Genomic DNA, 13,366 nt, shown 5'->3' on the forward strand with positions numbered 1-13,366 from the left:
GCGCCCCCGCGCCGCATTCCCCAACGGAGCCGCGCCCGCGGCTTCATCCACCCTGGACCCGAAGATGTTGAAGAAGACCCTGTTCCCCATGATGCTGGTGGCGCTGCTCGCTGCCTGCGGCGGCAAGCAGGAGGCCGCGCCCGCCGCCGCCCCCGCGCAGGCCGCGCCCACCCAGGCGGTTGCCGCCGCGGCGCCCGCCCCCGCCGAGAACGCGCAGGGCGAGAAGGTGTTCAAGGGCACCTGCGCCCTGTGCCACCAGACCGGCGCCGGCGGCGCGCCCGTGGTCGCCAACAAGGGCGACTGGGCGCCGCGCATCGCGCAGGGCAAGGAGACGCTCTACACGCACGCCATCACCGGCTACACCGGGCAGAAGGGCGCGATGCCGCCCAAGGGCGCCAACGCGTCGCTGGCCGATGCGGACGTGAAGGCGGCCGTGGATTACATGGTCGGCAAGTCGATGTAGGAACGCGGACGGGGACCCGGCGCACGGGTCCTCGCCGTGCCGCGCTCAGGCGCGGTACGGGCGGCCGCCCAGTGCCGCGAAGGCCGGCGTCATGAAGTCGTGCAGCCGGCCGTCGGCCTCGCGCACGATGAAGTAGGCGGCGATGCGCTGCTCCACCGCGAGCGCGTAGCCGCGTTCCGGGCCGAGCACGATCAGCTTGCCGAGCGCGTCGGCCCAGGCGCCGCGCGATGCGGCGACGCTCACCGAGGTGAGCCGGTTGGCGATCGGGCGGCCCGTGGCCGGATCGATCTCGTGCGAGTAGCGCTGCCCGTCGCGCTCGAAGAAGTTGCGGTAGTCGCCCGAAGTGGCCACCGCCAGGCCGGACAGCGGCAGCACGTAGCGCGGCCGGCGCGCCCCGGCTTCGGGCTGCTCGATGGCGATCTGCCACGGTGTGCCACGGGCATTGAGTCCGCGGGTGCGCACCTCGCCGCCCGCGTCCACCAGGTAGTGCGCTATCCCCAGCGCCTCCAGGGCCTGCGCGGCCCGGTCCACGGCGTAGCCCTTGGCGATGCCCGAGAGGTCGGCGCGCACCTGCGCGCGTTGCTTGGCAACGGTGCCGCTGTCGGCATCCACCTGCAGCAGGTGCCAGCCGACGTTGCGCTCCAGCGCCCGCCGCTCGCTGTCGCCCGGCAGGCGCGGCGTGCGCGCAGGGCCGAAGCCCCACGCGTCCACCGCCGGTGCGACCGTCACGTCGAAGGCGCCCTGCGTGGCCGCGCTGGCCTGCTGCGCCAACGCGAACACCTGCAGGGTGTCGCGCGACAAGGCGAAGGGCGTGGTCCCGGCGTGGGCATTGAAGCGCGAGAGCTCGGACTGCGGCTTGTGCGTGGACATGGCGCTGTCCACCGCGGCCAGTGCGGCGGCCACTGCGTCTTCGGCCGTGCGTCGCAGCGCCTCGGTGAGTTGCCGGCCCGCGAGGCTCACGCGCCAGGCCGAGCCCATGCTGAAACCCTCGAAGCGGGCGCTGGGCACGGAGGAGACGATGGAAGCACCGCCGCAGGCGGACAGCACGGTGGCGGCGCCCAGGCCCTGCAGCAGGGTGCGGCGACGAAGGGGAAGCGGATGCATCGTCGCATCGTAGGAACACGCGATCGGAGGGGGATTGACCCCCATCAATCCGGCCGGACGCCGGCACGCGCAGCGGGGCGGTCGCGCCCTTAGCATTGGTGCAAATGCAATCCCTTCCCGAAGAAGACTGGGATCCCCGCGCCCCCGAAGTGCTGGCCGATCCCCTGCGCGCCTACGATGCCTTGCGCGGCCGTTGCCCGGTCGCCCGCAGCGACTACCTGAACTGGTCGGTGTTCCGCCATGCCGACGTGGTGCGCGTGCTGCACGCGCCCGAGGTGTTCGGCAACGGCGTCTCGCGCCATGCCTCCATTCCCAACGGCATGGACGCGCCGGAGCACACGCCCTGGCGCGCGCTGGTCGAGCGCTACTTCACGCCGGCGCGCGTGGCCGCGTTCCAGCCGGTCGCGCGGGCCGTGGCGCGCGCCTGCGTGCAGGCACTGCCCGAGGGCGAACTGGAGTGGATGGACGCCTTCGCGCAGGACTGCGCGGTGCGCCTGCTGTGCGCCTTCATGCAATGGCCCGCGCAACTGCACGCGCCGCTGCGGGACTGGATGCGCCGCAGCCAGGCCGCCACCCTGGCCGGCGACCGCGAGGCGCTGGGCGCGCTGGCCCGCGAGTTCGACGGGCATATCCGTGGCCAGCTCGACGCCCGGCGGGCGCAGGCGCAGCCGAGCGACGATCCCACCAGCCGCCTGTTGCGCGACGAGATCGACGGCCGGCCGCTGCGCGACGAGGAGATCGTGAGCATCGTGCGCAACTGGACGGCCGGCGAGCTCTCCACGCTGGCGGCCTCGCTGGGCATCCTGGCGCACTACCTGGCCGCGCAGCCCGAACTGCAGCAACGGCTGCGCGCGCAGCCGGCCTTGCTGCGCCCGGCGATCGACGAGATCCTGCGCATCCATCCGCCGCTGCTGTCCAACCGCCGCGTCGTGCGGCAGCCGGCCTGCGTGGCCGGTCGTGCATTCGTCGCCGGCGAGCGGCTGACCTTGATGTGGGCTTCGGCCAACCGGGACGAGGCGGTGTTCGGCGACCCCGATGCGTTCCGCATCGACCGCGATCCGGCGCTGAACCTGCTGTATGGCGCCGGCGTGCACGTCTGTCCCGGCGCGGAGTTGTCCCGCGTGCAACTCGGGGTGGCGCTGGAGGAGGTCCTGGCCGGCACGCGCCGGCTGGCGCCCGTTGCCGGCCGTGCGCCGGTGCCCGCGCGCTATCCGGTGGGCGGCTGGTCGGAGATCATGCTGGCGGTTTCGTAGGCTGGGGCGCCTGAAAGGCGCCCCCGGTGAGCCGTGCGAACCCCAGCGATCGTCTTCAGCGCGCCAGCAGCGTATTCAGCCGCGCCAGGTCTTCCGCCTGCAGCGTCCCGTTCGCCTGCCGCAGCCTCAGATGCCCCAGCAGCACGTTGTAGCGGGCCTGCGCCAGGTCGCGCTTGGTCTGGAACAACTGGCTCTGCGCGTTCAGCACGTCGATGTTGATCCGCACGCCGACCTGGTAGCCCAGCCGGTTGGCATCGAGCGCGCTCTGGCTCGAAGCCTCGGCGGACTCCAGCGCCCGCACCTGGTTCTGACCGGACAGCACGCCGAAGAAGGCGGTGCGCACCGCCTGCGCCACCTGGCGGCGCGTGGCCTCCAGGTCCGCGCGGGCCTTGTCTTCCAGCGCCAGCGTCTCGCGGATGCGGTTCTCCACCGCGAAGCCCGTGAACAGCGGCCACTGCAGGGCGACGCCGATGTTGCCGTTGTTGTTGCGCGAGGTCTGCGCCAGCGTGCTGCTGCCGCCGCCGTTGCGGGTGAGGCCGTAGCTGGTGGTGAGGTCCACGGTGGGCTTCTTGCCCGCCTTGGCCTTCTCGGTTTCGAGTTCGGCGATCTCCACCGCCTTGCGCGCCTGCAGGATCGCGGGGCTGGACTGCTCGGAGACGCCGACCCAGGCCTCGGCGACCGGCGGCTGCGGCGCCGGCACCTCCAAGCCCGTGGCCAGCGGGCTGGGCTGCACGTCGGTGCGGCCGACGAGGGTGTCCAGCGCGAGCTTCTTGACGCGCAGGTCGTTCTCGGCGGCGATCTCCTGCGCCAGCACCAGGTCGTAGCGGGCCTGCGCCTCGCGCGTGTCGGTGATGGTCGACGTGCCGACTTCGAAATTGCGCTTGGCCGAGGCCAGCTGTTCGGCCGTCGCGGCCTTCTGCGCCCGCACGAAGGCGAGCGTGTCCTGCGCCGCCAGCACGTCGAAGTAGGCCTGGCTCACGCGGATCATCAGGTCCTGGCTTGCCGCGGTGAGCTGGTATTCGGCCAGCTCGATCTGGCGCTCGCCCTGGCGGTAGGTGGCGAGGTTGGCCGGCCGGTACAGCGGCTGCGAGGCGCTCAGCGTCGCCTGCTGCGTGGTGAAGCTTCGGTCCACCGCGGGATTCACGGGCGCGCCATTGACGTTCGTCTCGAGCGTGCTGCGCGTCACGCCGGCGGAGAGCGAAGCCTGCGGCAGGATGCCGGCGCGGGCCTGCTCCGCCCGCGCGACGTTGGCGTCGTACTGCGATTTGGCCGATTGCCAGTTCGCGTCATAGGCGCGGGCGGCATCGTACAGTTCCAGCAGTCCTTCCGCCCTTGCGGGCCCCGCCAGCGCGAACCCGATCGCCACCGTCAGGGGCAGCAGCCGCCACAGTTTCTTCATCTCCGTCCTTTTTCCTGCTCTTGCTTCGAGACTTGTAGCGCCTTGTAACACAGCTCAGTACAGCGGGACAGAGGGATCGCGATCACGCGACCAAGCCTCGATGCCGCCCGCGATATTCACCACGTCGGTGTAGCCGTGGTGCGCCAGGAACATCGCCACGCGCTGGCTGCGCGCGCCATGGTGGCACAGGCAGGCGATGGTGCGGTCGGCGGGCAGTTCGGCCAGGCGCGCCGGGACTTCGTTCATCGGGATCGCGAGCAGGTCGAAGTCCTGCGGCGTCATGCTGGCGGTGCGCAGCTCCCAGGGCTCGCGCACGTCGAGGACCAGCGGCCGCGCGCCTTGCGACTGCAGCCAGTCGTCCCACTCCCCGGGGCGGACCTGCGCGATCATGCGGCGTTCAGAAGTGGAAGCGCGAAGGCTCGGGGAAGTTCGCCAGCCGCGGGGCGGTGATGTCCCAGGGCTGCTTCGATTCCCACTCGGCCTCGCCGGTGCGGGTGACGATGGTGGCGCGCATCACGGGCGCGTCGCCCACGATGGCGGCCAGGCGGCCGCCGATCTTGAGCTGCTGCAGCAGCACCTGCGGCACTTCGTGCACCGACCCGGACAGCACGATGGCGTCGAACGGGCCTTCGGCGGCGAGGCCCTTGGCGCCGTCGCCCTCGCGCACCTCGGCGTTGTGGATGCCCGCCTTCTGCAGGTTCTCGCGCGCCATGCGGGCCAGCTCGGGCTGCAGTTCCAGCGAGATCACGCGCTGCGCGCGGCTGGCCAGCAGGGCGGCCATGTGGCCGGAACCGGCGCCGACCTCCAGCACCTTTTCATGCGCCTTCGGTGCGACGTCCTGCAGCATCCGGGCCTCGACCTTGGGCGGCAGCATGCTCCAGCCCTTGCGGATCGCCTCGTCGGTGTCCGCCAGCAGGGGGATCTCCATGTCGACGAAGGCGAGCGCCTTGTGGGCGAGCGGCACGAACTCCTCGCGCCGCACCTCCTGCAGCAGGCCGAGGACGTCGAGGTCCAGCACGTCCCAGGGACGGATCTGCTGCTCGATCATGTTGTAGCGGGCGCGTTCGATGTCGATGGGCGCGGTCATGGCAAGTGTCCTCTTCCTCTGTTCCGATGGTCAGGATGGGAGCCCGTTTCTCTGCCGCCCAGGCTCCTAACCCTCCATTTTAGAAGCCGGCACGGCGGCCGCCCCGGCACCCCCGGCACTGCGGCGGCGGGAGCGGCGCATCCATTGAGCCAGGTCATCCAGATAGCAGTAGACGACGGGCACGACCACCAGCGTCAGCAGCGAGGAGGTGATCACGCCGCCGATCACGGCCTGGCCCATGGGCGCGCGCTGCTCGGAGCCTTCCGTCAGCGCGAAGGCGAGCGGCACCATGCCGAACACCATCGCCAGCGTGGTCATCAGGATGGGCCGCAGCCGCACGCGCGCGGCCTGCAGCAGTGCCTCGCTGCGCGGCACGCCCTGTTCGCGCAGGCGGATCGCGAAGTCCACCAGCAGGATCGCGTTCTTGGTCACCAGCCCCATCAGCATCACGATGCCGATCACCGAGAAGATCGAGAGGGTGGAGCGGAAGGTCAGGAGCGCCAGCACCACGCCGATCAGGGTGAGCGGCAGGGACGTCATGAGCGCCAGCGGCTGCAGGAAGCTCCTGAACTGGCTGGCCAGGATCATGTAGATGAAGATCACGGCCATGGCCAGTGCCGAGACGGCGTAGCCGAAGGACTCCTTCATGTTCTTGGTCGAGCCGCCGAACTGGTAGCGGTAGCCGGGCGGGAAGGCGACGGTGTCCAGGCGCTTGCGGATGTCCTCGGAGATCTCGCCGGCCGCGCGGCCGTAGGCGTTGCCGTTGATCGCCACCTCGCGCATCAGGTCGCGCCGGTTGATCTGGTTGGGGCCGGTGCTTTCGCGCACGGCCGCCACCTGGTTGAGGCGCACGATGCGGGGGCTGCCGTCGGCGTTGGTGCCGGTGGCGAAGGGCAGGCGTTCCAAGTCCTGCGGCGCGGTGCGGCCCTCCGGCGCGAGCCGCACGTTGACGTCGTAGGTCTGGTCGTCGGGTGCGCGCCAGGTGCCGACCGTCTGGCCGGCCACCAGCGTGCGCAGCGCGCCGGCGATCTGGGCCACCGACAGGCCCAGGTCGGAGGCGGCATCCCGCTTCACCTCGATCGCGACGGTGGGCTTGTCGGGCTTGACGCTGGAGTCGAGGTCCACGAAGCCCGGCACGTCGCGGATGCGCGCCGTGACCAGCTTCGACAGCCGTTCCAGCTCCTTCAGGTCGGGGCCGATCAGCGACAGCTCGATCTGCTTGTTGCCGCCCACCGCGTCCAGCAGGCCGGCGTGCGTGACCGTGATGCCCGGCACCTGCTTGAGGCGCTCGCGCAGCACCGCCGCCATCTGGTCGACGCTGCGGCGGCGGTCCTTGCGGTCCACCAGGCGCACGTAGACCGAGGCGTAGATCTTGCCGGCGTTGGCCGTGTTGATCGTCGACAGCGTGTAGCGCACCTCCGGGAACTCGCGGATGATGCTTTCCACCTGGCGCGTCTTGGCCTCGGTGAGTTCGAGCGAGGAACCCACCGGCGTGTAGAAGTTCAGGCTGGTTTCCGAGAAGTCCGCCTTGGGCACGAACTCGGTGCCGAGCAGGGGCACCATGAACACGCTGGTGACGAAGATCGCGACCGCGCCCAGCACCGTCACCGGCTTGTGCGCCAGGGCCCAGCGCAGGATGGACTGGTAGGCCTGCGCCAGCTTCTCGGTGGCGCTGTCGAACAGGCCCGTGACGCGGCCGATGGTGCGGTCGTAGAAGGTGGTGCGGGCCTGCGTCTTCCCGTGCGCCGCGATCTCCGGGTCGTGCCACACCGAGGACAGCATCGGGTCGAGCGTGAAGCTCACGAACATCGAGATCAGCACCGCCGCCACGATCGTCACGCCGAACTCGTGGAAGAACTTGCCGATGATGCCGCCCATGAAGCCGATCGGCAGGAACACGGCGACGATGGAGAAGGTGGTGGCCAGCACCGCGAGGCCGATCTCCTGCGTGCCGTCCATGGCGGCCTGGTAGGAGCCCTTGCCCATCTGCACGTGGCGCACGATGTTCTCGCGCACCACGATCGCGTCGTCGATCAGCAGGCCGACGCACAAGGACAGCGCCATCAGCGTGACCATGTTGATCGAGAAGCCGAAGGCGTACATGAACAGGAAGGTGCCGATCAGCGCGATCGGCAGCGTGAGCCCCGTGATCACGGTGGAGCGCCACGAGTTCAGGAACAGGAACACGATCAGCACCGTGAGCAGCGCGCCCTCGATCAGGGTCTGCCGCACGTTCTGCACCGAGACGCGGATCGGCCGCGAGGCGTCGGTGACCGGCTCCAGCTTCGCGCCCGGCGGCAGCTGCGCCTGCATCTCGGCGAGCGTCGCCTGCAGGCCGTCGATGACGGCGATCGTGTTCTCGTCCTGCGCCTTCTGCACCTGCAGCACCAGGGTGCGCTGGCCGTTGTAGAGGGCCAGGCTCTCGATTTCCTGCCCGGCATCCGCGATGCGCGCCACCTGGTCGACGCGCACCGGCGCCCCGCTCCCGCCGGTTCCTTGCTTTCGGGTGACGATGATCCGGCCGAAATCCTCCGGGCGCTGCATGCGGGCGTCGATCTGGACCACCCGCTCCTGCGCCAGCGAGCGGATCGCGCCCACCGGCAGGTCCTGGTTCTCGTTGCGCACGGCCGCCACGACCTGGTCGGCCGTGATGCCCAGGGCCTCCATCGCGGCGGGTTGCAGGTAGACGTTGATCTCGCGCCTGGCGCCGCCGACCAGCGTGACGGAGCCGACGCCGCGGACGTTCTCCAGCCGCTTCTTGAGCACCTGGTCGGCCCAGTTGGTGAGTTCCACCGCGCTCAGGGGGCGGGCGCCGCGGCTCGCATCGGGCAGCACGGCGAGCGACCAGATCGGGCGGCTGGACGGATCGAAGCGCAGCACGCGCGGCTCCTTCACCTCGGTGCGGAAGCTCGGCCGGACGGCGGCGATCTTCTCGCGCACGTCCTCCGCCGCCTTGCGGCCGTCGACGTAGAGCTGGAACTCGATGACGACGACCGACTGCCCCTCGAGGCTGCGCGAGGTGAGGGCGTTGATGCCGGCGATGGAATTCACCGCCTCCTCGATCTTCTTGCTCACCTCGCTCTCGACCACCTCGGGCGAGGCGCCGGGATATTCGGCCGTGACCACCACCACCGGGAAGTCGATGTTGGGAAACTGGTCGACATTCAGCCTCTGGTAGGAAAACACCCCCAGCACCACGATGGCGAGCATCACCATCGTGGCGAACACGGGGTTCTTCAGGCTGACGCGGGTGAACCACATACGCTACGGGCTGGGGCTCTTGCCCCCTCCCCCTCTGGGGGAGGGCTGGGGTGGGGGCGCTCCGGCACTCGAGGGAGCATCCGGCGTGAACCTCACCGCCGTCCCCTCCTGCAACGCCCCCACATGCCCCCGGAGCACCACGGCCCCGGGCTGCACGCCCGTCACCGCGACCCAGGTTTCCTTGTCGGCGTCGCCGCGCGCGCCCGGCGCCACCGGCTTGTGCGCGATCCGGTTGCCTTCCACCACCTGCACATACGGCGAAGGCTTGTCGACGCGCACCGCGTCCAGCGGCACCGCGAGCGCGGAACTGCGCCCGACCGCCAGCGTGCCCTGCGCGAACAGGCCCTGCCGCAAGCCGGTGGTATCGGCCAGCGCCAGGTAGGCCAGCACGCTGCGGCTGCCGGCCTGCGCGCTCGGATTGATGCGGACCACCCGCGCGGCGATGGGCCGGGTGCTGCCTTCCACCTGCAGGGCGGCCTCCTGGCCCACGCGCACGTCCACCGAATCGGCGGCGCTGAGCGTCGCTTCCAGCTCCAGCCGGCTCAGGTCCACGATCTCGATCACGCGAGTGTCGACCGAAACCCGCTCGCCCGGCTGCGCCAGGCGCTGCGCCACCACGCCGCCGATCGGCGCCCGCAGCACCGTGTCTTGCAGCGACTTGCGGGCGACGTCCACCGCCGCCAGGGCCGCCTTGTGATTGGCCTGCGCCGCGGTCAGGTTGTTCTGGGAGGTGTCGAGCGCCGACCTGGAGATGAAGCCCTGGTCCACCAGCGCCTTGTTGTTGCTCCACTGGCGCTCGGCGATGTCGATCTGCGCCCGGGCCGCATCGGCCTGCTCCTGCGCCTGCTTGACGCGCGCCTGCGCCTCGACCGGGTCGACTCGCGCGACCACCTGGCCGGCGCGCACGGCATCGCCTTCGCGCACGGTGAGGCCCTGCAGTTCGCCCGGCATGCGCGCCTTGACGAAGGCGGAGTTGACCGCCTTGAGCGAGCCGGAGACGGGCAGGCCGCGCTGCAGCTCGCGCGTTTCGGCCCGCACGACGTCGGCCGCCGCCAGTTCGACCACCGCCTCGGCGCGCGGACTGGCCGCGGCCGCCGACGCGACCTGTTGCACATGGCGCGCGGACAGGATCCGCCACGCGCCGATCGCGACGACCACCGCGAGGAAAGCGAGGATGAACCAGCGCCAGCGCTTCATGGCCGCCCCCCGGCGGCGGGCCGCACGCACAGGCCCTGCAGCAGGGTTTCGAGCTGCGCGTCGATGTAGCGCTGGGGATCGAGCGGATATTCCTGCGGCACGCAGGCGCCGAGCGAGTGCTTCGTCATGATCAGGAACACCATCGGCGCGACGATGCTGAAGACGGCGTACTCGATGTCCAGCGGCCGGAATTCGCCGCGCTCGACGCCGCGCTGCAGGATCCGGCGGATCAACTGGTTGGCCGGCCGGATCACCTCCTGCTGGTAGAAGGCGGCGATGTCGGGGAAGTTGCGCGCCTCGCTGATGATCAGCTTGGTGATGCCCGAGGCCGGCGTGGAGCCGATGCGCTCCCACCAGACGCGCATGCAGTAGCGCACCATGTCGGCCGTGGAGCCCTCGAAGGACTTGAACTCCTCTTCCCATTCGGCGAAGCGGCCGGAGATGTTCTCCCGCACGACCGCCTTGAACAGTTCCTCCTTGCTCGGGAAGTAGAGGAAGAGGGTACCCTTGGAGACGCCGGCGCGGGCGGCCACCTCCTCGGCCCGGGTGGCGGCGAAGCCCTTCTCGACGAACAGGTCGAGCGCTGCGTCGAGCAGTTCGCCGGGACGGGCTTCCTTGCGGCGGCCGCGGCGCGGCGCCCGGTCTTCTTCAGGGGCGAGTTCGGAAAGGGGCACGGACAAGATCGCGCTCCGGGTGCGAAGGGCTGGCGGGAATTAATGACTGACTGGTTAGTAATGTAGCCGTACGCGGCTCGTCCGGTCAAGGCAACCCATCCGTCCTGCCTGCCCGGCCGATGGCCGGCGCCTTCAGTGCGTCGCGCGCGCAACGAGGCTGCCGAGCCACTCACGGATCACGTGGCGGCAGGCGGCGAGCCCCGGGGTGGACGGCAGCCATTCCAGCACCGGGTTGTGCTCCGGCCGCGGGAAATCGGTCGGTGCCGGGACCACCTCGAAGCCGGCGCGGCGGAAGGCGGCGGCCGCGCGCGGCATGTGGATCGCGTCGGTGACCAGCGCGATGCGGCGCACGCCGTCGCGGCCGGCGAGCTCCGCCATGCGGGTCGCGTTTTCCTCGGTGTCGCGCGAGCGGTCGTCGAGCCAGCGGACCTGCAGGCCGTAGTCCTCCTGCAGCATGCGGCGCGACACGCTGCCTTCGGTTTCGGCGCCGTCCATGGCGCCCCAGCCCACGCCGCCGGCGAACGCGAGCGGCTTGCCGGTCTGGCGCGCCAGCCGCGCGGCGTAGCGCAGGCGCACCAGGGCCGCTTCGTTCGGCTGGGCCGTTCCGTACTCGGGGGGAGCTACCCAGACGCCCGCGCCCAGCACCACGATCGCCTGCACCTCGCGCAAGGCGCCGGCCTGGGCCGGCGCCACCGGCGGCAGCAGTTCGCGCGCGAGCAGGCGCGCCACTCCGTGGCTGCCCAGGGCGAGCGCGACCACGATGCCCAGCGCCGCGAGCGCCAGGCCCGCCGTGCGCCGCCGCGCCGCGATCAGCAGTCCGAGCAGGGCCAGCAGCAGCGGCCCGGTGGGCGGCAGCACCAGGGCGGTCAGGATCGGCTTGAGTTCACCCGGCTGCAAGGGAGCCCACGGCGCGAGCGTTGTCGTGCATGGATCGGGATGGTAAGGCAGGCGCGTGCCCACTACAGTGGCGGGTCAAGGAGAAAGCATGGCCAACGCAACGCAAACGATCGTCCTCGGCGGAGGCTGCTTCTGGTGTACCGAAGCGGTCTACAAGGAGGTGCGCGGCATCGTCGACGTGGAATCGGGCTACAGCAACGGCCAGGTGGAGCGCCCGAGCTACGAGCAGGTCTGCGCCGGCACCACGGGCCACGCCGAAGTCGTGAAGCTCACGTACGACCCGGCGCAGATCAGCCTGCGCCAGATCCTGGAGATCTTCTTCGTCGTGCACGACCCGACCCAGCTCAATCGGCAGGGCAACGACGTCGGCACCCAGTACCGCAGCGGCATCTACACCACGACGCCGGAGCAGCAGGCGGCCGCCGAGGACATGATCCGCGCGATGAGCCAGGAAAAGCTGTTCGGCAAGCCGATCGTCACCGAGGTCCGCCCGCTGGCGAACTACTGGCCGGCGGAGGAGTACCACCAGGACTTCTTCGAACGCAACCCGCACCAGGGCTACTGCCTGGCCGTCGCCGCGCCGAAGGTCGCCAAGTTCCGCAAGACGTTCAGCGAGTTGTCCAAGGGTTGATCGCAGGGAAAACAACCGAACGCAAAGGGCGCAAAGATTTCGCAAAGGACGCGAAATGGATTCAACCCTTGGTGGCTGTCCTTTTGCGGTTTTTGCGTAACCTTTGCGTCCTTTGCGTTCGGTTGTCCGCTTTCTAAGGCGCCAGCCGCTCCCTCACCCAGCTCCCATTTTCGAGCCGGTAGCGCAGGCGGTCGTGCAGGCGGCTCTTGCGGCCTTGCCAGAATTGCCACTCGTCCGGCACCAGACGGTAGCCGCCCCAGTGCGGCGGGCGCGGCGGGTTCAGCATGAACTGGGCGCTGTAGCGGGCCGCGTTGGCGACCAGCACGCCGCGGCCGGGGATCACCTGGCTTTGCGGGCTGGCCCAGGCGCCGATGCGCGAATCGATCGGCCGGCTCGCGAAATACGCATCGCTTTCCTCCGCGCTGGTCTTCTCCACCCGCCCTTCGATGCGCACCACGCGTTCCAGCTCCACCCAGTGGAACTGCAGCGCCGCGTACGGGTTGCCGGCCAGCTCCAGGCCCTTGCGGCTCTCGTAGTTCGTGTACCAGACGATCCCGCGCGCGTCGTAGCCCTTGATCAGGACGATGCGCGTGCTGGGGCGCAGGTTGCTGCCCACCGTGGCCAGCGTCATCGCGTTGGGCTCCGGGATCTGGCCGGCGATCGCCTCGGCCAGCCACTGCTCGAACTGCTGCAGCGGATCGCCATGCGAGGCGTCCTCGCTCAGCTCGGCGCGCTCGTAGCTCTTGCGCAGTTCGGCGATGTGGGCGGCGGGGCGGGTCATGCGGGAATTGTCGCATTCGGTGCTACCTTCGCTGCCCATGGCCTCCCCCATCGTCCTGGTCCTGGCCTCCGGTCGCGGCGAGCGCTTCCTCGCCTCCGGCGGCAAGGGTTCCAAGCTGCAGGCGCTGCTGGCCGGCCAGCCCGTCATCGCGCACACGCTGGCGGCGGTGCGCGCGAGCGGGCTGCCCTTTCACGTCGAGGCGGCGGGCCATCCGGGCATGGGCGATTCGATCGCGGCGGGCGTGCGCGCGACGGCGCAGGCCGGCGGCTGGCTGGTCCTGCCCGCGGACCTGCCGCTGGTGCGTCCGGAGTCGCTGCGCGCCGTCGCGGCGGCCCTGCAGCGCGCCTCCATCGTGCTGCCGATGCACGAAGGCACGCGGGGCCACCCGGTCGGTTTCGGCGCGGAGCACGGGCCCGCGCTCATGGCGCTCACCGGCGCGCAGGGCGCTGCGGCGATCGTGCGCGCCGCGCAGCCGCTCGCGCTCGAACTGCCGGACGAAGGCATCGTGACGGACATCGACACCGTCGAAGACCTCGCGCGCGCCGAACGCCTGTTCCAGCGCCGTCGGCGGCGGCAGGGCGAGGAAGGGTCCTGAGCGGCCGGTGCCAGTTAGTGCTGC

At 70.6% G+C, this 13,366-nt stretch carries 13 protein-coding genes; 4 read left to right on the forward strand and 9 right to left on the reverse strand.

The annotated features are described in order from the left end of the window. The first annotated feature begins 64 nt into the window (after positions 1 to 64). A complete protein-coding gene (locus JI746_RS03760; protein ID WP_201687457.1) occupies positions 65 to 463 on the forward strand; it encodes a c-type cytochrome in 399 nt (132 codons plus the stop codon). A 45-nt stretch (positions 464 to 508) separates the two neighbouring features. Here JI746_RS03760 and JI746_RS03765 read toward each other — a convergent pair whose 3' ends face one another. Further along, entirely contained in the window at positions 509 to 1,567 is a 1,059-nt protein-coding gene (locus JI746_RS03765; protein WP_201687458.1) for an FAD:protein FMN transferase, read from the reverse strand. A gap of 104 nt (positions 1,568 to 1,671) precedes the next feature. On the opposite strand from JI746_RS03765, the gene JI746_RS03770 reads away from it, so the two are divergent. Then, on the forward strand, positions 1,672 to 2,820 hold the full coding sequence (locus JI746_RS03770) for a cytochrome P450 (protein ID WP_201687459.1): 1,149 nt from the start codon (positions 1,672 to 1,674) through the stop codon (positions 2,818 to 2,820). Between the two features lie 55 nt (positions 2,821 to 2,875). Here the strand turns inward: JI746_RS03770 and JI746_RS03775 are convergent, their stop codons facing one another. From JI746_RS03775 to JI746_RS03805, 7 genes are all read right to left on the reverse strand, one after another. Continuing rightward, on the reverse strand, positions 2,876 to 4,219 hold the full coding sequence (locus JI746_RS03775; RefSeq protein WP_201687460.1) for a TolC family outer membrane protein: 1,344 nt from the start codon (positions 4,217 to 4,219) through the stop codon (positions 2,876 to 2,878). A gap of 54 nt (positions 4,220 to 4,273) precedes the next feature. Continuing rightward, positions 4,274 to 4,609, reverse strand: a complete 336-nt coding sequence (locus JI746_RS03780; RefSeq protein ID WP_201687461.1) for a rhodanese-like domain-containing protein — start codon at positions 4,607 to 4,609, stop codon at positions 4,274 to 4,276. Between the two features lie 7 nt (positions 4,610 to 4,616). Further along, positions 4,617 to 5,306 carry a protein-L-isoaspartate O-methyltransferase family protein gene (locus JI746_RS03785; RefSeq protein ID WP_201687462.1) on the reverse strand — a complete coding sequence of 230 codons (690 nt, stop codon included), beginning with the start codon at positions 5,304 to 5,306 and terminating at the stop codon, positions 4,617 to 4,619. A gap of 66 nt (positions 5,307 to 5,372) precedes the next feature. Then, positions 5,373 to 8,567: an efflux RND transporter permease subunit gene (locus JI746_RS03790; protein WP_201687463.1), complete on the reverse strand. Its 3,195-nt coding sequence runs from the start codon at positions 8,565 to 8,567 to the stop codon at positions 5,373 to 5,375. A gap of 3 nt (positions 8,568 to 8,570) precedes the next feature. After that, positions 8,571 to 9,764, reverse strand: a complete 1,194-nt coding sequence (locus JI746_RS03795; protein ID WP_201687464.1) for an efflux RND transporter periplasmic adaptor subunit — start codon at positions 9,762 to 9,764, stop codon at positions 8,571 to 8,573. After that, positions 9,761 to 10,444 carry a TetR/AcrR family transcriptional regulator gene (locus JI746_RS03800; RefSeq protein ID WP_236599550.1) on the reverse strand — a complete coding sequence of 228 codons (684 nt, stop codon included), beginning with the start codon at positions 10,442 to 10,444 and terminating at the stop codon, positions 9,761 to 9,763. The genes JI746_RS03795 and JI746_RS03800 overlap by 4 nt, the downstream gene beginning before the upstream one ends. 126 nt (positions 10,445 to 10,570) lie before the next feature. Continuing rightward, positions 10,571 to 11,335, reverse strand: coding sequence for a YdcF family protein (locus JI746_RS03805; RefSeq protein WP_201687465.1), 765 nt, complete (start codon positions 11,333 to 11,335; stop codon positions 10,571 to 10,573). Positions 11,336 to 11,423: 88 nt separating this feature from the next. Here JI746_RS03805 and msrA point away from each other — a divergent pair, with 88 nt between their 5' ends. Further along, positions 11,424 to 11,966 carry a peptide-methionine (S)-S-oxide reductase MsrA gene (msrA, locus tag JI746_RS03810; RefSeq protein ID WP_201687466.1) on the forward strand — a complete coding sequence of 181 codons (543 nt, stop codon included), beginning with the start codon at positions 11,424 to 11,426 and terminating at the stop codon, positions 11,964 to 11,966. Between the two features lie 133 nt (positions 11,967 to 12,099). On the opposite strand, the gene pdxH is transcribed toward msrA, so the two are convergent. Further along, the gene (gene pdxH / locus JI746_RS03815; protein WP_201687467.1) at positions 12,100 to 12,747 is read right to left on the reverse strand and encodes a pyridoxamine 5'-phosphate oxidase; all 648 of its coding nucleotides are present in this window, start codon (positions 12,745 to 12,747) and stop codon (positions 12,100 to 12,102) included. Between the two features lie 37 nt (positions 12,748 to 12,784). Between pdxH and JI746_RS03820 the strand changes: the two genes are divergently transcribed. Next, on the forward strand, positions 12,785 to 13,342 hold the full coding sequence (locus tag JI746_RS03820; RefSeq protein ID WP_330892935.1) for a nucleotidyltransferase family protein: 558 nt from the start codon (positions 12,785 to 12,787) through the stop codon (positions 13,340 to 13,342). The last annotated feature ends 24 nt before the right edge of the window (positions 13,343 to 13,366 follow it).

Origin of the sequence: Ramlibacter alkalitolerans, assembly GCF_016722765.1 — a bacterium.
Classification (GTDB): domain Bacteria; phylum Pseudomonadota; class Gammaproteobacteria; order Burkholderiales; family Burkholderiaceae_C; genus Ramlibacter; species Ramlibacter alkalitolerans.